13 protein-coding genes and 1 pseudogene are annotated in these 19,582 nt (G+C 61.0%); 3 read left to right on the plus strand and 11 right to left on the minus strand.

What is annotated here, in order from left to right:
- Nucleotides 1-452: 452 nt before the first annotated feature.
- Nucleotides 453-812: a response regulator gene (locus B9A15_RS21085; protein ID WP_084412770.1), complete on the minus strand. Its 360-nt coding sequence runs from the start codon at nucleotides 810-812 to the stop codon at nucleotides 453-455.
- Nucleotides 813-1,089: 277 nt separating this feature from the next.
- On the opposite strand from B9A15_RS21085, the pseudogene B9A15_RS21090 reads away from it, so the two are divergent.
- Nucleotides 1,090-2,151: pseudogene (locus tag B9A15_RS21090) on the plus strand (IS66 family transposase).
- A gap of 275 nt (nucleotides 2,152-2,426) precedes the next feature.
- Here the strand turns inward: B9A15_RS21090 and B9A15_RS21095 are convergent.
- Nucleotides 2,427-4,103, minus strand: a complete 1,677-nt coding sequence (locus B9A15_RS21095) for an ATP-binding protein (protein WP_084412772.1) — start codon at nucleotides 4,101-4,103, stop codon at nucleotides 2,427-2,429.
- Between the two features lie 233 nt (nucleotides 4,104-4,336).
- Between B9A15_RS21095 and B9A15_RS21100 the strand changes: the two genes are divergently transcribed.
- A complete protein-coding gene (locus tag B9A15_RS21100; RefSeq protein WP_084412773.1) occupies nucleotides 4,337-8,224 on the plus strand; it encodes a PAS domain S-box protein in 3,888 nt (1,295 codons plus the stop codon).
- Nucleotides 8,225-8,468: 244 nt separating this feature from the next.
- Here the strand turns inward: B9A15_RS21100 and B9A15_RS21105 are convergent, their stop codons facing one another.
- From B9A15_RS21105 to B9A15_RS21115, 3 genes are all read right to left on the minus strand, one after another.
- The gene (locus B9A15_RS21105) at nucleotides 8,469-9,767 is read right to left on the minus strand and encodes a GGDEF domain-containing protein (protein ID WP_170923394.1); all 1,299 of its coding nucleotides are present in this window, start codon (nucleotides 9,765-9,767) and stop codon (nucleotides 8,469-8,471) included.
- Between the two features lie 129 nt (nucleotides 9,768-9,896).
- Nucleotides 9,897-10,220, minus strand: a complete 324-nt coding sequence (locus tag B9A15_RS21110; RefSeq protein ID WP_084412777.1) for an Hpt domain-containing protein — start codon at nucleotides 10,218-10,220, stop codon at nucleotides 9,897-9,899.
- Complete coding sequence (locus B9A15_RS21115) at nucleotides 10,217-11,509, minus strand: GGDEF domain-containing protein (RefSeq protein ID WP_084412779.1); 1,293 nt, start codon at nucleotides 11,507-11,509, stop codon at nucleotides 10,217-10,219. The genes B9A15_RS21110 and B9A15_RS21115 overlap by 4 nt, the downstream gene beginning before the upstream one ends.
- Nucleotides 11,510-11,572: 63 nt before the next feature.
- Here B9A15_RS21115 and B9A15_RS23915 point away from each other — a divergent pair, with 63 nt between their 5' ends.
- Nucleotides 11,573-11,818, plus strand: coding sequence for a hypothetical protein (locus B9A15_RS23915; RefSeq protein WP_084412781.1), 246 nt, complete (start codon nucleotides 11,573-11,575; stop codon nucleotides 11,816-11,818).
- 84 nt (nucleotides 11,819-11,902) lie between these two features.
- On the opposite strand, the gene B9A15_RS21125 is transcribed toward B9A15_RS23915, so the two are convergent.
- From B9A15_RS21125 to B9A15_RS22705, 6 genes are all read right to left on the minus strand, one after another.
- Nucleotides 11,903-12,493 (minus strand): PilZ domain-containing protein, encoded by a 591-nt coding sequence (locus B9A15_RS21125; protein WP_139798535.1) that lies wholly within the window; start codon nucleotides 12,491-12,493, stop codon nucleotides 11,903-11,905.
- A 369-nt stretch (nucleotides 12,494-12,862) separates the two neighbouring features.
- A complete protein-coding gene (bcsN, locus tag B9A15_RS21130) occupies nucleotides 12,863-13,912 on the minus strand; it encodes a cellulose biosynthesis protein BcsN (protein ID WP_139798536.1) in 1,050 nt (349 codons plus the stop codon).
- On the minus strand, nucleotides 13,912-15,852 hold the full coding sequence (locus B9A15_RS21135; RefSeq protein WP_084412787.1) for a hypothetical protein: 1,941 nt from the start codon (nucleotides 15,850-15,852) through the stop codon (nucleotides 13,912-13,914). The genes bcsN and B9A15_RS21135 overlap by 1 nt, the downstream gene beginning before the upstream one ends.
- Nucleotides 15,840-16,934 (minus strand): family 8 glycosyl hydrolase, encoded by a 1,095-nt coding sequence (locus B9A15_RS21140; RefSeq protein ID WP_084412789.1) that lies wholly within the window; start codon nucleotides 16,932-16,934, stop codon nucleotides 15,840-15,842. The genes B9A15_RS21135 and B9A15_RS21140 overlap by 13 nt, the downstream gene beginning before the upstream one ends.
- Complete coding sequence (locus tag B9A15_RS21145; RefSeq protein WP_084412791.1) at nucleotides 16,927-19,302, minus strand: cellulose biosynthesis cyclic di-GMP-binding regulatory protein BcsB; 2,376 nt, start codon at nucleotides 19,300-19,302, stop codon at nucleotides 16,927-16,929. The genes B9A15_RS21140 and B9A15_RS21145 overlap by 8 nt, the downstream gene beginning before the upstream one ends.
- Nucleotides 19,303-19,305: 3 nt before the next feature.
- A partial coding sequence (locus B9A15_RS22705) for a hypothetical protein (RefSeq protein ID WP_210190563.1) occupies nucleotides 19,306-19,582 on the minus strand: 277 nt, incomplete at its 5' end.

Raw genomic sequence — 19,582 nt, forward strand, 5'->3', positions numbered from 1 at the left:
TTATATATATAAGAGAGAGAGATAGGAAACACATATTCTGGAAGCGTGGACAAAAGTACCAAAAGGGGTCAGTTGGATGAAATCATTGAAGAATTCAGTTTCACCAAAAGGGACTTTTGTCACAAGCGCATCACCGAAAAACCTTCCAGCTTTGGGAACCCCTATGACAAAAGCCCCTTTTGCACCTTTTGGCAGAGACCCCCTCTAGGGTCCTCCCGGACGCCGAAAAACAGGTTGGTTCGAGTCCCCAAATCCCAAGAAAAAATGCGAAATTTTGCGCAAAACTCTCACAGACCGCGCTCAGCGCTTCCCGCGACAACCGTTCACAGGGGGAAGGACCCGGAGCGACCGGGACGCCCTCAAACCGGCCTTCAGATTTCTGGGTTCGACCACGCGGGTGAGCCGAGTTACGTCGCGCGCCCGATCCCGGTCGTGTTGGAGGCGCGCTTGGATTAGAGATAATCGCGAACCGTCGAGGCGAGCGTCAACGGGTCGAAGGGCTTCGGAATGACCGTGGCTGCGCCGAGCTCAATCAGAGCGGCGACCTCGACGGCTTGGGCGCGGGCCGTCATGAAGATGATCGGTGTCGCGTTCGTGGCTGGATCGGCACGGAGCCGAGCAAAGGTTTCCGGGCCGTCCATGTCCGGCATCATATAGTCGAGTACGATCAGGTCGGGATGCCAGCTGCGGGCGGTTTCCAATGCGATCAGACCGGAGGCGGCGGTGGCCACTTCGATATCCGGGTCGAGTTCGAGAGACATTTTCGCGATTTCTCGGATGTCGTCCTCGTCGTCGACGCACAAGATCTTCATGTGTTTGAACTCCGAGATAGGGGGCGGATCGGATGCCGACCGTCCATCGGGCTCGACGCTCTTCCAAGGTTTGGAGGACGACAAGCGGGGCCAATCAGCACCGGTAAGCGGTTCGAAAATTACCCCACTTCTTTTAAAAAGGATTTTCCGGCGGGTGAGCAATACCTCATAAAATTTTGTATTGCTTATTGAATGTCCGGCCTTCCGATCATCGGACAGGACTCGAGTAATTACCCACCCCCTTGCCGACGGCTGAATTCGCTGAATCCATGTCAGCATAGAGCGGTCTGATTTGCAGCGGCTTTCGAAGGACGAGTTGATCGATCTGGCGCTGCGATTACAGCGTTCGGGGAAGACGTCGCGGACATCATCGAAGCCGCCTTAAACGGATCGCAAGGACTGGCGCGAGAAGGCCAAGCTTGGCGGTGCAAAGCCCAGTCACGAAGGCAAGGCGCGGTTGATGAGCGATCGCTTCGATCGTCTCTTTGAACATCGGCCTGGCGAATGTCCGTGTTGTCGAGGCGCGCTTTCGCAGGCTTTGCCTGCCAAGACTGCGAGCGAGCACGAGACGGTCGATCTTGCCGAGGCCCATCCGATCATCGAGCGACATCGGAGGCTGTCGGTGGTCTGCCCGTCCTGCGGGACCAAGGTGACAGCGCCGATGCCGGAAGCGGCCAGGGGCACGCCGTTCGGGCCATGCCTGCATGCGGTGGCGACCTATCTTAAGACCTTCCAGGCGTTGTCCTACGAGCGACTTCAGCGGGTTTTTGCCGATCTCTTCAGGCTCTCGATCAGCCAGGGCGGACTGATGAATATGCTGCGCCGGGCGCAAACGCGTCTCGCGCAGGGCCGCGACGACGCCATCTCGGCCCTGCGGCAAGCCAAGGTCGTGGCCTCCGATGAAACCGGCGTCAGGATCGAGGGCACGAACGCCTATCAATGGGTATTTTGCTCGGCCGAGGCCGTCGTCCATCGGGCTGCCATGACCCGCGGGGCGGTCGCCATTCGCGAGACGATGAACGGGCATCGGCCGAAGGTGTGGTGCTCGGATCGCTATTCGGCCCAGCAGCACCATGCGGATGCCCAGCAGACCCGCCTGGCTCATCTTGCCCGCGCCATCCAGCACAAATTCCGCCGGGCCAGAGATCAGCTTCTGACCTTTGCCGACTGGCCCGACGCAGTCGAGGCGACCAACAACGCTTGCGAACGCGCGCTCCGGCCCGCCGTCATCCAGCGCAAGGTCACCAACGGCTATCGCGCCTTATGGGCTGCCGAAGGCGAGGCCGGCATCCGCACCGTCGTAGATACCGCTCGACTTCGAAGCAGCGCAAACCCTTAGACCATCCGTCAGACCGTCAGACCGTCGGACCTTGAACGCTGAACGCGGGAAATGGGGGGGGTAATTACGGACTCGATTCGTCGTCGCCTCGAGGGTGCCGATCCGGCACTTCCAACCGAGGCGGGTCTTCCTCCCAAGAATCCTAGCGCCTTGGACCCTATGAGCGGCCTGAAAAACCTACGCGTCGGGCCGCTGAAACGATGCGCGGGGCGCCGGCTTCACCGGTCGAGAGCGAAGGTTGTCGCAGAGAACAAGAGGACGATGATCGCTTGGCTTCAAGCCGCAGTCGCCTGAGTTCGACCACGCTTTGCCGCGAGCGCATCGTATAGGGGCAGGTCGACATGGAAGGTCGTGCCTTGTCCATCGGCCGTCTCGAAGGTGATCCGTCCGTTCATGGCTTCCACGATGGATTTCGTGATGCTGAGACCAAGTCCCGTTCCGCCGGACTTGCGCTTTGGCCCAGACGCGGCTTGTTCGAACTTCTTGAAAAGCCTGGACTGGAAGTCCTTTGGGATGCCAGGCCCATGATCGACCACGGACATTCGGGCGGTGCCATCCAAATCAGCGAGCCGAATCGTCACCACGGATTGCGCCGGTGAGAATTTCATTGCGTTCGACAGAAGATTGCCGAGCACTTGCTGGAAACGATCTGGGTCGACAGCGACCACCGCCCCTTTGCAAGTGTTCTCGACGGTGATCGTGACGCCTTTTTCGACAAGATAGCCTTTGACCTCGGCGACCGCCTGACGGACAGCGTCCTCGAGACGCGTCGGCTGAATGACGACCTTCAGCTTTCCGCGATCGATCGTCTCCATATCGAGGAGGTCGTTGACGAGGCGAAGAAGCCGGTCCGAATTGACCTGGGCGATCTGCAGAAGATTCGCTGCCTTCGGATCGATCGGTCCAAAGCGCTCTGAGCTCAAGAGGCCGAGCGAGCCTTTGATCGAGGTCAGCGGCGTTCGAAGCTCATGGCTGACCACGGACAGGAATTCGTTCTTGACCTCGGCATTCGCCCGTTCTTCCGTGATGTCGCGATTGTGGGTTATCAGCCCTGCGACCCTGCCCTGATCATCGATCAGCGGCGCTTTGAGCGTGGCGAGCCACCCTGGTCTCCCATTCTCCAACAGAGCAGGCTGTTCCAGACGCGTCGCCTCTCGGCTTCCCAGCAGACTCACTTCATCGGCGCGGTAGCGTTGCGCAAGGTCTTCCGGATGGAAATCGAAATCCGTTTTTCCGATCAGGTCGCTAACCTCCTCAACACCCACGAGCCGAGCCGTCGCCGGATTGGCGACAACGAAACGTCCCTTAGCGTCCTTGAAATTCAAGGCGTCCGGAAGCTGTTCGACCATTTTGCGGTAGATCATGTTCGATGTCTCCAGCGCCCGGCGTCCCTCCATCGCTCGGATGGACGAGCCGATGAACAGGGCTCCGAGAAAGCTCAGCGACAAATAGGCCGGGCCGGTCCGCTCCAGGAGTGCGACGGCCATATTCAGAGGCAGGAGGAAATAGGTGGCGAGGTTGGTTGCTGTGACAGCCAATGCGAAAATCAGAAGGGCCCATCGCGGCGCAATCTGCCCCGCCGAAAACCGTCGCGCCGCCATGCCGGCCAAAGCGGCCATCACGATATTGCCGACACCGACATTCGCCGTTTCTCCCCCAAGCACGAGACGTGCCAGGACCGCAATCGCGGTGCTGACAAGGCCGGCCAATGGTCCGAAAACGAAGCTGGAAGCTGCGACGAAGATCGAGCGCAGATCGAGAAGGGCACCGCCGACCAAGGTCGGCAGCACGACCATCATGCCAATGGCTCCGAGCCCCAGGAGACCACCCTTCGCACAGGAACCGAGTGTCGCGTTCCATCGGGTCGTTAAGCCGAGGGCATAGTCGAGAGCGAGCATGACAAGCGCCGCAAGGGCGAGATTTGCGAGCAGAGCTTGCCAGAGAGACATCATTCATGACCTTCTCGAAGATGTAAGAAAAGGTTAGGAGATGAAGGTGTTTAAATGGTTACAATGGGCTCTCGTTTTAGCGCGGCCCCCTCGGATATCTCGCGTGATAACAGACTGCAAATATTCTTAGCCGCGTTGCTGTGGCCAAGTCGGAATTTCAGCCCACTCAGTTTACCAATCGATCTGATTTACCCGCTAGCATGGCCGTATCTTGAGAGATAATATCAGATGAGATCATGCGTCCGATTCACCAATATCCATCTTTCAAACCACGCTTCAGCTATCCGGAGCGCATTGCGCTCCTCGCTGTGCTCTATGGCCTGTCGGGGTGGATCGGATTGCAGCTCGCGGTCCCGCCGGGATATGCGACGCTGATCTGGCCCGCCTCGGGCCTTGCACTGGCGGGCCTTCTTTATGGGGGATGGACCCTTTGGCCGGGCGTTCTCCTTGGGTCATTCCTCGTCAACGCGATCAATGGCGGCGCCATCGGTTCGGGCGGCATCGACGGCGTGGGGCTCGCCGTCGCGGCCGGGATCGCGGCCGGATCGTCTCTCCAGGCGATCGCGGCCTATGTTCTCGTCGCGCGCGGTTTCGGGCATCCGGTCCGTCTCGAAGGCTGGCGGGACATTGCCCTGATCGGCACCCTGTCGGCGCCCTTGCCGTGCCTTATCAGCGCCTCGGTCGGAGTTGGCGTCCTGTTGGCTGCAGGCTTCGTCCAGCCTCAGCAGGTCGCCGAGAACTGGCTGACATGGTGGCTCGGCGATGTCGCGGGCGTCCTTCTAGTGCTGCCGCTTGCGTGCCTTGCCCCGATGGGATCGTTTAATCCACAGTGGAAGGGTGTGGCGATCGCAAAGCTCCCAATGGTGTCGCTCATCGTTCTGGCTCTGCCTTTGATGGCGACGTTCTATGCCTGGAAGCTGACGAGCGAGATCACCTATAAGAGCCAGGCTGAAACCTTTGCCCGCCTCGTCGGTGACAGCGAGCATGCTTTGGAGCATCGCATCGACACCTATGCGAACAGCCTGGACGCCGGCGCGGCCCTCCTGCAGGCCTCAGACGAGGTGACCCTCGACGACTGGAGCCGGTTTGTCGAAACCTTATCGATCGAAGACAATCTTGAGGGCATCAATGGAATCGGTCTCATCGACGCGATCAAGCGTGCCGAGATCGATGCGTTCCTCGAAAGGATTGCCGCCGATGGTGTGCAGGGGCTCACGATCAAACCGGAAACCCAAAGCGACGATCTTTTCATCATAAAATATATCGAGCCGGTGGAGCCGAACCGGCAAGCCGTTGGCCTCGATATCGCATTTGAGAAGGAGAGATATATCGCTGCCACGAAGGCGCGCGACACCGGACAACCAGCAATTACCGGGCGCATTCTTCTCGTCCAGGACGATACTAAAAGCCCCGGCTTCCTCCTTCTGAGATCGTGGTATGCCTGGGGTGCGCCGCTCGAAACGGTCGAGGATCGCCGACGGGCGTTTCAAGGCTGGGTGTACGCCCCGTTCATCGGCAAGAAATTCTTGTCCGATCTGACGTCAAGCCAAGGTCGCATGATCGACCTTGCCGTCTTCGACGGCGAGATGCCCGAAGATGACCAGCTCATCTATGATAGCAGCGAGGCCGATGCGCGCACACCGGGCTCAGCCAATTTCATTCAAAGCAAAACGCTGAACATCATGCAACGGAACTGGACACTGGTCTGGCGCAGCACGCCGGCCTTCGAAGCCTCGGTCCAGGACCATCTGCCAGTGCTTGTCCTTGCCAGCGGCCTTCTCATTACGCTGCTTCTCGGAAGTCTTCTCTACGCCAATGCGCGACGCAGCGATGAGATTCGCTTGCAGGTCAATCGGCAGACGAAGGAGATCGCCGCGCGCGAGCGCGAGAACCGCGCGGTCATCGATACGGCGGTTGTCGGCGTGGTTGTTCTCGATGAGGACCAATGCATTCTGTCGGCGAACGAAGCCGCCCGCTCGCTGTTCGAATATGCGGCCAGCGACTTGGCAGGTCGCAGCGTCACCACCCTATTGAATCTGCCTCTATCCGCCGCTCCGGAAGCTGGAACGGCGGATGACAGAATCGAAGGCGTTACATCCGGATCCACGGTGCGTGCGCAAACCCAGTCCGGCCGGGAGGTTGTCCTCGATCTTCAACAGAACGACTGGACGACGGAAACGGGGCGCCATCGGTCAACCCTGATCCTTCGCGACATCACCGCCGCCCATCAGATTGAGGCAGCCCTCGCGGTGAGCGAGGAGCGGCTGCGCCTTGCGATGGAAGGGGCTGAGATCGCGATCTACGACATAGACCTTGCGAGCCAGAAATCCTATGTCTCGCATACATGGAAGCGGATGCGTGGTTTTGATGAGAATGCGGAGATCGACGCTCAGGGCGAATGGCTGGCACGGGTCCACCCTTATGACCTCGCCCACGTCCTCGCAAATGACCGCGCTTGCATCGAAGGCCGATCAGACCGTTCGACGAGCGAATTTCGCTTCCGACATGTGGACGGCCATTGGATCTGGCTGCGATCCGATGCGACGATCAGTGAGCGGGCCAGCGATGGCCGGGCGCTCAGAATGGTCGGCATCGAGATCGACATCACCGAACTGAAAGAGGCGGAGGCTGCGCTTCGCGAGAGCAGGGAACGCTTCCGCCAGACCATCGAGAACGCGCCTGTCGGAATGGCGTTGATCGATGCCAAGTCCGACTGGCTGCAGGTCAATTCATCGTTCCGCGAACTGGTCGGATATGACATGGCTGATCTCGACGCATTTTCGCTTCGCGATATCATCCATTTTGACGACCGCGAGATCGTGTGCGGATTGGTGGAAGGTCTTTTCGCTGGTCAGACACATCCGCATATGGCGGAGATGCGGGTGCGCCATCGCGATGGACACGAGGTCTGGTGCCTGTTCAGCCTGTCGCTGGTTCGCCGGGGACCTCTCTTGTCCGATGGCGAATACGCCATCCTCCAGTTCCTCGACATTGATGACCGCAAACAGGTCGAGCGGTTGAAAAGCGAATTCGTGGCGACGGTCAGTCACGAACTGCGCACACCCCTGACCTCGATCCGCGGCTCGCTCGGTCTGATCTTCGGTTCGCAAGGCGGCAGTCTGAGCCCGAATATCGAGAGGCTTCTCCAGATCGCTCAAAACAATTGCGAGCGGCTCATCGAGCTGATCAACGACATTCTCGACATCGAGAAGATCGCTTCGGGCGAGATGACGTTGGACCCCTCGCCATGCCACCTTGAAACCATCGTCCAGGAGGCCGTCGACGCAAACCGGCCGCTCTTCGACAAAGCGGGGGTCGAGGCGGTCATCAGCGATGACGGGGAGGATTTCGACGTTTATGTCGACGGCGGCCGAATTCATCAGGTTCTCGCCAATCTTTTGTCGAATGCGGTGAAGTTCTCGCCCAAGGGCAGCACGGTTCGGCTGCACCTGGAGCGCCGAGCCGAGAGCGTGCGCGTCAGCGTCAGCGACGAGGGGCCCGGCGTTCCGGACGCGTTTCGCGCGAAGATCTTCACGCGGTTCAGTCAGGCCGATTCGTCCTCGACGCGCGCCAAAGGCGGTTCGGGCCTTGGCCTGAGTATCTGCAAGGCGATCATCGAGCGTTCGGGCGGCCGGATCGGTTATCACAACGGCGACGAGGCCGGGGCTGTCTTCTGGTTCGATCTGCCGCTAACCGACACCCCGGCGAGCGGCTTGCCGGACGACGTGAAGCGCGGCGCGGACGAAGCCGATGAGCCAGATCTGTTGCCTCGTGGTCTCCATATCGAGGCCGATGACGACTTTGCCGAAATCATCGGTGCCATGATGCGCGACAAGGTTGAATTGATACGTGCCAGAACCTTTGGCGAAGCGCGCGAAAGGATTCGCCTTGGCAGATACGACGTCCTCATTATCGACAGCGCCTGTCCCGATGGACGCGCGGAGGATTTCCTTGCCGAATTGGCTCGTGAAGGTCTCGACGTTCCGACATTGCTGCTATCGTCGGAGGAGGTGGGCGTGGAGGCGGTTCATTCCAAAGTGAGATTGGTCAAATCGCGCTCATCCGATCAAGACATCGTCGAGGCCATCATGTCGATGTCCCGAAGACTGTCACGCGCGGCCTGACGCCTGGAGTGGCCAAAGCATGATGCCGAAAAGTTGCATGACTTTTCGGCATCATGCGTAAAAACAGACACTTATAGAGAAATTGCGATTTCAATTTATCGCATTTCGCTCTCTGGCCGCGGCGGTGTCCGCGTTTCAGTGAAGTCAGGTCGCTCTCGAGGTCGTTTCGCCGCAAAGACGAAAAAACACCGGGCGCCGAAAGGCGCCCGGTGCTGCATAAACCGAACCAGGACCGATGCGTCCGTTATGCAGTCGGAGCTGTGACCACCCGATCGCGGCCGTTTCGCTTGGCCTGATAGAGCGCGACATCGGCCGTCTTGAAGAGCGACGCCGCGTCGCGAGGCATTGCCCAACTGGACACGCCGGCGCTGAAGGAGACGGAGAGTTCGCCCTTTTCGTAAGGGATAGGCGAGGTGGAAAAGCGCTCTCGAATTCGTTCGATGACGAGATTGGCCTGATCCAGATCAGTGTCGAGGAGAAGCACGCCGAATTCCTCACCCCCGTAGCGGGCGATCACGTCGGTACGTCTGAGACTGTTGCGGAGGGTGCTGGCGAGAACCTGGATGACATGGTCGCCAAGCTGGTGCCCATAGGTATCGTTGACGGATTTGAAATGATCAATATCGATCAGACATAGCGCCAGCGGTGACCCGGTCCGCCGAGATCGTTCGACCTCTTTCTCGACGCGGTCCTTGAATCGGGCATGATTGAGAAGTCCCGTGAGCCCATCGGACTCCATCATTTGTCGGAGCGCGAGCGCGCGTGTGGCGCGCATCCGAATGCGCTCGACGAGCTTATAGGCGTTGATCGGTTTGGAGATGAAGTCGTCGCCGCCGATCGAGCGCGCACTGAATTGAACGTCGAGATCGCGTTCCGCCGAGAGAAACACGATGGGCGTCGCCAAGGTCGAGCGCGACTGCCGGATGACAGATGCCACTTCAATGCCTGTCGCTTTCGGCATCTGCATATCCATGACGATAATGTCGGGTGGCGCGGCGTCGATCGCCTCGATGACGTCGTCGACATCGGAAATGACGCGGCAGACCATGCCAAACTCGCGCATGGCTTCGGCGTAAACTTCCGCCGCGATCTCGTCGTCGTCGACGATCATGACTGAAAAATGCGTCTTGTCGTCCGCCTTGCGTTCGCAGTCGATCAGCCAGGCGCTGAGTTCAACCGGATTGATTGCAGACGAGACGGCCAGCTCTACGCCCGAGCGGGCGGCCGCCAAACGCCGATCGAATGCATGCGGAAGGTTATACATCATCACATGAGACGACTCGGCCTTGCGTCGCGCTCGGTTGAAATCGGGATCGCAATCAGCGTTGACGAGTGTTGCAAGGACCGTCTCGCCGAACCCCTGCAGGCGACCGTCTCTTGGCGTATAGCCAATGCCTTCGAGAAGGTGCGATATACCGTCAAAATCATCGAGGTCGTCGGTCACGATAGAGACGACAGGGCGAGCGGGCGCCTGATCCGAACCTGGCGCGTGAGGCGGGATCTGATCGACCGACGAGTTGGTGATGAGGTTGCAGTCATCCATAAGTCTACCCCGCATGCAATATATAATGGCGAACGATCGGCCGGCTCTTCTGACTGCACCTGCATCATGCGCCGAAACCTGAAGCAAGAGCTGCGATCTTGACGTGGCGCATGGCGCGCCGGGCCGGCCTCAGGCGTGTTCGACGACGCTCGTGTGAAGAAGCGAACACAGCTCGTCGGTGTATCGGCTGACAGTCTCAAGCCCGGCGCGGTTGACGATCCGGTCTTCGAGACTGGCGGCCTGTCTGGCGACCTCTTCAAAGCCGAACAGGCCCGCGGACCCGGCGAGCGAATGAGCGATCACGCGAACCGCCTCGATGTTTTGAAGATCAGCGTTCAGCGACGGGCTCAACTCTCGAAGGGTATGATATTGGTCGATCGCCCGCTCGCGAAACCGGTCCCTCAGCTTGGTCATCTTCGCTTGGAAGGCGGCATTGGGCTCAACAGCGCTCACGGCATTTCCTCCTCGAATTCGATGCCGACATCTAACCCCTTCTGCCAGCGAAGGGCCGCCCGCTGCTTGAAGCCAGAGCCCACAATGCGCAGCTCTAGTGTCTTGGGCGCGGCAATCCAACTGTCGAGCCGCAAGCGAGCGCCCCGTGATGACTGATCTCGGATATTGCACATGACGGAAAGATCATGGTTTCCATGAATGATCTGACCGCGCTTCATCACCCGCCTTCGGCGCTCCCGACGGCGCTCCTGGAAGCTGGATACGCAGGAGGAGGACGCGCTCTCGATCGATGCGGCGTCCGGATCGAGCCAATTCGATCCGTTGCTGACGCTCGATCGTTCCGGGTTCGAAACCCCATCGCTGTTCGGAAAGGCGATCGCCATCAGCGATGCGAGATCGCTCGCGGCATCAGGAAATCCGGCGACCCTGATCTCCGGATGCAGATCAACGACGAGACCGGAGACCTCTGTCCGCAACGCCAGAGCCTCACTGAGCCTTGCCGCTGTCTCATCGATTCTCAGCTTCGAGGGCACGCCGTCAAGCAGGACCATCCATTCGTCGTCTTGCCACCCCCCTGCGATATCGAGCGTGTCGCTGACCCGCTTCAGAGCGCAGGCAAATTCGTGACGGACCCGCTCGCTCCTGACATGACCGATCTCGGCGCGGATCTCTTTCATCCGCGAAATGCGGATGCCGATAATCGCGAAAGGACGGCGTCGAGGGTCCGCCAGAAGTTCGTCAATGCGACGTCTGAGAAAGGATGACGAGTAAAGACCTGTATGGTCGTCGCTATCTCGATCGACCGACTGATGTGCGGGGCTGAAAGCCTCGGCCCTGGTCGTGCGCGCCTTGGCCACGACGCGGCGGACGCTCGCGCAAAGCTCGTCGATATTGAACTGCCGTTTCGAAACGTAATCCGAAAATCCGTTTCGAAAGGCTCTGACGACGGTCTTTTCATCGCCCGCGCCGGAGATCAGGATCAGAGGCGGAAGTTTTGCATATCGGCTCGACAGATTGAGGTGCAGATTGAGGCCGTTATCTCCGCCAAGATTGTAATCGACAACGATGCAGTCCAATTCGTCAGTTTTGATAGCTTTTTCAATCTCCGAATAACTTTCGAAGCGAAAGGCTGTCATGTCAACACGGAGATCGAGCATGTTTGTGGTGTGTTCCGAGAAGATGGGATCGTCGTCGACGAGACCAATTCGGATAGGCCGATCGAAATTCGTGTCCATTCCGTTTGTCCTTGGTTTTCTCGGAGGGCAGCTTATTTTCATCTTATAAATCATGGGTTAATCGTGATCGTCGATCGCGAAAGACTATGCCCGATCTCTCGTTCGAATAAGACGGCAATGCTGCTGTCTGCGATCGGCATCGAAGCGGAGGGTCTAATCCACGGTCAGAGCCCGACGATCGTCGAACGGGGCGCCAGACACAGACGGGACAATTGCCTCTCAGCGCGTTTGAAATCGATCGTTTATGAGTTCGATCAATACATCGAGTGGCGCTTGCGGCTGTCGCTGAAAGAATGGAATGCCCTTTGGGAGCAATCCACGCATCCTCAGTCTGCTATGGACCTTTTCATTCTCATCGTCTGAGGACGGGGCGCCGCCGCGAGCCCCTTTCTGTCGCTGTCTCCTTCAGAAGTTAAGCTTGAACGTCCATTCTCAAAGGCACAGCTCTCATGAAATATAGCTAACGCCCATTTCGGTCTTGTTTATCCAAACGACCTTTACGCGACGCGTTATTCTCTCGACTTCATCAAATAGGATCAGAAAATGCGGTAAGTCGCATTTGCGGAAAAGCCGCAAGCGTGCGCCGCCGTCGGAAATATCGAGCATCATTCCATCCTGCACATCGCGGCTGTCGAATGTGGAGAGTACGACGGGCCGCATCCGTGTCTTGCGCCGGGTCCAACGCCGCTTCTCGGACGCGTTCGGCTTCGGCTCGGATGTCTCCTTGGGAGCCAGATCGGCAGCGATCAGTGCGGCCATTTCCGGCTCGCTCACGCGACTATGAGTCCCTTTGAACCGCAACCCGATTTCGATCGCGGTGATCCAGGCGACTTTCGCGTTGCAAAGGGTCCGCTCCGAGACGTCGCATATTGCCACATCCTCGGGAATGCCGGCTGTTCCTACAAAACGGCGCAGGCGCGCGCCGGATTTGGACAGGTCAAGAAACGCTGCGCCCTCGATGTAGCGCTTGTTCAAAGTGGTCACGATGGCTTGACGAAACCGGACACGATGGCGTTGCTCTCGACGCTTCTCTATCATTGCGCAACCTCCGGAACGCAGAATAGGTCGGGAAGACAATTTGCGTTATTAGTTGATAATAATAAGTTCACGTTCAGAATTATAAAAATATCATATCAATAATATATAAATCCAAGATCTTTTGCATTCTGCAACCATTGCCTTCTTCGTAAGAATAAATAGTTCTCCCGAGTATACGAGGCGATGGGGAAGGCGGTATCACTTTATGAGCATAGCGCGTAATGGATTACGTGGCGTCGATGGGCGGGACAGTCATAGTGTCCGGGAGATTGGAGATTTTTGGGAGGGTTCGGACGCGGACTTTTATTCAATGCTTACTGGGTCGCATGACCGCTCTGCCGCGCTCGCTTTCATGGGCGCAATGCTTGTTTAAGTCCCAGCCGGTGGTAGGGGGATAAAGGGAATCTCGTTCGACGATCGCGCCGGCAGTTCGGGTGTCTCTATCTTTGTCTGGGCGACAGGCTTTGGATCGTCCGATGCCTGGCTGGACGCGTCGATTGAGCGCCCCTGTTCCATATCGGATGGCGTCGGGATTTGCGGCCCGCTTTCGACTGCCGTCTCAGCGGTGCGTTGCGGCTTCGATGCCGTGCTGGCAGGCCGTTTCACACGGCTGGCCCTCGGTGCTTTCGCTCTCGAGGACGCGGACGGCTTGGTTTCTTCTGCGGGTAAGGGATCGGCATAGTCTGCGCGTGCCACGCCCATTGCGCGATTGGCGATGGTGAGCGCGTCACCGCCTGGGCCACCCTGGCGCCAGGCGGTGGCCGTGGTGCCGTTGCTCCCGAGAAGACGAAGATCGCGGATCGACGCGAGGATCGCGTTGACAGAGCGCGTTTGGCAGAGACGGATTCGGATGTTCATCGGCTGCTTGCGGATGCCGAATCCCGACGACAGCCCCTCGACCTCGCGCAGGTCGAGCCACTGCCAGGCATAGACGCAGTTTCCGCCGCTTTCCTTTCGAAAGGCGTAGCCGAACGGTCCATAGGCGTTGGCGCTTGGTTCGTCGGCGATGACGACGGGGCGATCGAGGCCGGCTTCGGTGAGTTCGGCGACGATCTCCTCGCGGCGCGGCGGGCGCAGAAGCCGCGGCGAGGTGCCTTTTGGGCCCCCGGTTTCAAGACGGATCAGATTTTCCCCGGAAAAACTGCCTTCGCCCGAAAGCACGATGCGCTGGGTCGCGATGGATGGCTGCCGTGTCTCGATCACATCGAGAATTCGACCTGCCCCTGAAGGCAGCTCGGCCCAACGCCGCCTCTCGCCGACGCTTTCGCTCGTCGACACGCGCAAGGACGGTTCGCTGAAGGCCAGAACGTCGGAGGCGGTGGTCGACCGGGTGCAGCCGCTCGAAGCCAGAGTGCCGAGGACGAGTCCTATCAGAGGCCAAAAGCGGGATACCATCTGATTTCCAAAGCGCTGCATCATCACAATCCCTTCTGCCGGACGACGGCGAGGGCCTCACGGGTTTCACGTGTGGAGAGCGCTCGGTCCGATCGTTCGAAGACGGCTTCGGCCTCGCTGCGGCGGTTGAGATGCCAATAGGACCAGCCGCGCAGAAGCGCGAGACGACGGTTGTCCGGCGCAAAGCGGCTGCGCTCGTCGAGGATCTGCAGGACAGCGCGATAGTGCTTGGCGTCGAAGGCGGCAATCGCCTGATCGGCGAGAATCGCAAGACCGATCTCGCGCCGCCGCTCATCGCTCATCAGCCTCGTATCGGCGACCGCGCCCGCACCTCGAAGATCGCCGGCGGCCAGGAGCGCCAGCGAGCGGCCATATTCGGCATCCCGCCGCACCACAGGCCCTCCCGAAAGCGCTTGGCCGAAGGCTTGCAGGGCTTCGCTCGGGCGCTTCAATTCCAGAAGGCACCAGCCGTGGATCAGCGAGCGCTCCGGGCTCAGGGCCCCGCCTGCCGTCGCGATCTCGACGCATCGCGCGTAGCGTTTCGCCTCGAAGGCGGCGATGAGGGGATCGGACCGGGACGCGGATTGGACGCGCGCAGGTTTTTGGGTCTCGTTCAAGGAGAGGTCGGCCAGCGCGGCGTATCGCTCGGCCCATTCGCCGCGCAACCGCTTGGCGCCGGCCAGATCGCCGGATGCGGCGGCGGCGAGGATGAGCCCGCGTGCGGCCCCCTCGCTCTCGCCATAGCCGAGCGACTGTTCGAACCACTGGCGCGCCGTCGTCATCTGCTTGAAGCCATGGGCGTACCAACCGAGCACTTCGGCCCCACGCGCCGAGCGCTGGCGTGCGGTCGCAGCGGCAAAGTCCGCGATCTCGGCGTCGGGGCGGCGGGGCGGCGGATCGCCCTCGAACCGGGTCGCTTCGATCTCCACATAGAGGCCTTCGAGCCGGTCGCTCATGGTCCGTGCCTGGCTGGCGCGCGAGGCTGCCTCCTCGGTCCGCTCCAGCGAGACAAGGGACAGGATCGCACCGAGTTCGCTTTCCGCCCGCCAAGGCGCCTTTTGCGGCGCATCGGGCGTTTCTGCGGCGCGTCGCGCGGCCAGATCGAAGGCCTCGAGCGCATCGGCATGGTCAAGACGATGACGGAAAAGCCAGCCGATCAGAATGAGATCGCTGGCATTGCCCGAAGCCGTCGAAGTCTCGACGAAACGGGACAGGCGGGCCTCGTCCGGCAGCGGCGCGTCGTTTTCCAGGACAGCGGCGATTTGAGCGCGGGTCATGTCGATCGCGATCGCGTCGAAGGCGCCGGTCCGCTCTTGCGCGATTGCGGGTTCGGACAGAAGGACGGCCACCTGGTGACCGAAGGCCGCGAGCGCGATCTGAAGGGTCGCGCGACGCTCTTCGACGCTGGCGCAGCGATCGATCAGCGTCCTGTAATCGGCGATCGCCGCCGCCACCGTCGTTGTCCGGCCCTTGGCCTCCGCGACCCGCCAGGAAACGTCGAGATCCGCGCATCCGCCGAGTGCGGGCTCGCGGGATGCGATCTCGATCACCTGCCCATAGGCCTTGCGGTCCGAGGCGCCGATCAGCTGGCGACGCAGATGCTTCAGTCGCAGCTTGGCCGTCAGATCGTCCGAGGGCGTATAGCCGGTGCTCGCCTTGCGCGCCTCGATCTCACGATCGAGAGCCTCGAGGTCGTCCTTGGCGAACAGAGCCCATAGATCGGCCTCGGAATCGCCGGCTGTGTCGGAAAAATCCGTGGGGGCGATCCAGTTCGGATAGAGTGTCTGTAAACGCTTCAACTCGGCCCGAAAACGCTCCGGCTGATCGTGGTTGGCGTAATAGCGAAGCGCGCTCTCGTCGACGAGCGGCGCCGGTCGATTGGTCTCGGCAAGGGCCGGCGACGCGAAGACGGCCCCGGCGCAAACGAAGAGCGCACAGGAGGCGCGAAGGATCAGACGAGACATTCGGGATACCATCTCTTGGCGGCACAAAGCGACAGAAGACGCAAGGTCGCGGGGAAATACGGTTCCTCGGCAAAGCGCGTCAGGCTGTCGGGATAGGGTTGTGCGTGGGCCGAACAGGCCGTCAGCGCCGGAACGGCGTCGTAGCCGGAAGACCCGAAAGCGGGCGGCAGCGGCGTTGCCGGCGATCCGACCGCGATGGGACGCGGCGAAGCGCCGAGCGGCCACAGGGAGACGAAGGGCGCAAGAAGCCCGCGGTTCCCGCGCCATTCGGGCGGTGCGAAGGCAAGGTGGAATGGAATGCGTAGCGCGTTCCAGCCGAAGACGGGATTGAACCCATCCGCAGGTCGCGGGGTTTCCGCAGCCAGCGAAATCCAGTCACTCGGCAGATCGTCAGGGCCGAAGCGTGAGGCCTCGATCAGCGCATAGCCGCTATCGGCGAGCGCACGCCACCGCGAATCCGGCTTCACCTCGTTTAGCGCCGCGAAGGCTGGGAAGACCCAATAGGATAGATTGACGACCGGCCCGTCGGTCCGATCCGCCGCCGAGAAGCCGGCCGCACCGGGAAGCAGGATCGCTCGACCCTGATGCTCGACGACCGTGTGACGAAGAATATCGGCTCCGATGCGGCATGCATCTTCCTCGAACGCCGGCTCGCCCCAGCGTCCGAACGCCTCCGCGAGCGCCCAGGCGACGAGGAGGTCGCCATCCGTCGCGTTGTTTGTGTCGGCCACGGCGGGCCGGGCCGATGGATCATAGCGCCAGGCCAGAAGCGAATCGGAACGAATGGAAAGGGTCTTGCGCGTCCATTGCCAGAGCTCTTCGAAGACGGCGCGATCGTCGTGGAAGACGGCGAGAAGCATGCCGTATCCCTGACCCTCGCTGTGGCTGACGCCGCCATTGGCGTCGTCGATCACGCGCCCGCCTTGGCCGACGAACCGCTCGCGCCATGCCGCATAGCTGGCCCGGTCTGCAGGATCGCCGACGCCGCGCGCGAGAGCCGGACCGACCATTGCCGGGACGGTCAGAGTGCCGACGGCGAGCGAGAGAGCGGCAAGGCGCAGGAGAAACCGGCGGTCAACCATCTCCTCTGCTCCCGTTGCCGAGCGTCACAATGGCGTCGTCGTCTTTGATGACGCGCTTGACCGCGACCGTCGTCGCTCCGCCAAAGGCCAGGGCCGCCAGGAGGAGAAGGCCGGCATGGATCGCCGGGTTCATCGACAGCCAGGCGGCGATGACGAGCCGCATATTCCCGAAGGCCAAGGGCTGGGTCGCATGCATCGCGCTGACATATCCGGGGACCGTCTCGATCCTGTCGCCATTCAGGAGCGCGGCACGGCCTTCCAGCTGCGACCACTGGGCCGGCTGGACGAGATGAGCGACTCCGCTGGCAAGATCCAACGGGCTCGGCGCGGTGACGAGGGTCACGGCACCGGGGCCTGCCTTGGCGGGAGACTGACTTATGAGGAGGCTGGTATGCTCGTCGACCGGCAACGGCGCTGTTTCGCCGCCAAGGCCGACCGAGGCGATCGCCTTCGTGCCGCTCACCACCGCGTCCCAAAGCCAGTTGGGGTCATCCTCGATGGTGAAGCTTGTCCGCCAGCTTTCGAGTGTCGTGTCACGCGCCTGCGCTTCGGCTGTCGATATGAAACCGATGCCCCCGGTCGTCATCGTGTCGATGTCCTGACCCGACATGAGCAAAGCCAAGTCCGAAAGGCGAGCGGCATTGGCCGCAAGCTCGATCAGGGTCGCATCATCGATCTTGAGATGGGCCCGCATGGCTTCGGGCACGTCGCCAGCGGCGGCAAGGAGCGTTCCGCCCTCGGTGATGACCGTGTCGGCGTCGACGATTTTCGGAAGCGGCAAATCCGCCCTTTCAAGCGCGATGCGCGTGTAAAAGGTGCCGGCGGCGGAAAGCGAATTGTCGTCGAAGCCCGTCACCGCGAGGCGCACCGGATGCAAAGTGCGACCATCCATGCCTCTTCCGGAGAAGGAGGCGGCAAGATTGGGCAACGTGGCCATCCGCGCAAGGCGCGGGATCCGGATGGTCGAGGTTTCCAGAATCAGGAGACGCGGATCGCCTTCTATCTGAACACCCGGCGCGCATTCCCTGTCCGCAGGGCGCGAGACCACAGCCTCGAACTCCACGTGGTTCTCGCCGGGGCGGAAGGCGGTCAGCGGGATGCTGAGCGATTTCGCGGTCATCGCATCGCCGTCGCTGCGTCCGAGCGGCAGGATAGCGGCTGACCTGCCATTGACGAGAACGCGAAATTCGCTGTCGGCCGAAAGGCCCGCTGCATAGCCGAGATCGAGCGTCAGCTCGGCGGAGGCGTAATCGGAGATCACCGCATCGGCCGGAAGAGCCAGACGGAAGCCGCCACGATAAAGGCGGCCGGAAAAGTCGCGGCTCGAGAATCCAAGATCCCGGAAGGTCGCGGTCTGAGCTTCGAAAGCCCGGCCTTTCGTGGAGGCGGCCCGCACCGATCGCTCTGCCGCTTCGAGCGTGTCGCTGAGCCTCACCAGCCTCTTGTGGTCGCGCGGATCGACAACGAGCGTTGCCGTGCCGCTTTTCGGAAACTGAAGCTCTTCCGCCTTGGGATCGATATCGTCATGCTCCCCGCCCAGCGCCGCGAGCTCGGCCGCACTGGCGAAATAGACGTCGAGACCGGCCGGTTTCGGATGATCGGCCTTCTCCTTGCCGGGCTGTTGCGACGAGGCTGGCCGAGGGCCGAATTCGATACGCGCCGACGGCGCGTTTGCCGCGCGGGCAAGGCGCGCGGCGGTCGCCAACATGGTCTCCACGATCTCCGGCTGACGCGCCGCGCCTAAAATCCTGACGACGAACACGCCCTCTTCGTCGAGCGGCAGCAGCGGCAATTTGGAGAGTGTTGGCCTGGCTTCGGCCGCAAATTGCAGACCCGAAACGCGATTGTCGATCCGCGTCCATAATTCGTATGTGCTGGCGACCGAGCAGTCGACGCGGTGGCGCTGCTCCACCGTGATCTCGACCCGGTTCCAGCCGCCGCGCAGAACCCTTGGCAGAAGCGCGATGCGGCGAGGCGCCTTGCGGCTTCCGCCGATCGAGAAGCGATCGACCGGCACGCCGTTGAGGAGAACCGACATGGACGATGCCTCGGGCATCACCGAAATATCGGTGTCGAGCCCGAGCTGCAAAACGCCGCCGGTCCGCGCCTCACCAGCCGCGACGAAGACGTCGAAACCGAGACGAGCGGTCTCGCCTTGCAGGAAAAAGGCTTCCGGGTTGGCGGGCAGCGGGCGCAGAGGTGCGAGAGGTCGCATGGCGCCCGGCAGAGCCTTCACGATCGGCAACTCGTCGGGCGGCATCGTCTCGGGCGGCATCTCTAGTGCCCCAGCGCCCTGAAGCGGAGGGAGAATGGCTGTGGCCGACAGAAGCGAAAAGAGGACGTATGTGCGAAGGGATTTGCGCGTCATCGATCAGCCCGCCTTCACGCCATGGTTCAGGGTCGGCGCGCCGCGATCGGTGCCGTCATTGGCCGGGCGGAAGCCTGCCCCATGGCCTGGCCTGCGGCCGAGCGCACCCAGCGCCCGGACGCTGTTCGACAGGCTCCAGCCGATGACGTTGACGCTGCCGCCGACGATGCCCATCGCCTTGCGACTGTACCGGGGCAAGGATTTGAGACAGGATTCTGGGCTTAAGCGGCTTGCCTGATGTTCATGCTTTGCTCTTGTCTGATCGCCGCCGGCGGTCTGT

Origin of the sequence: Fulvimarina manganoxydans, from assembly GCF_900176465.1 — a bacterium.
Taxonomy (GTDB): Bacteria; Pseudomonadota; Alphaproteobacteria; order Rhizobiales; family Rhizobiaceae; genus Fulvimarina; species Fulvimarina manganoxydans.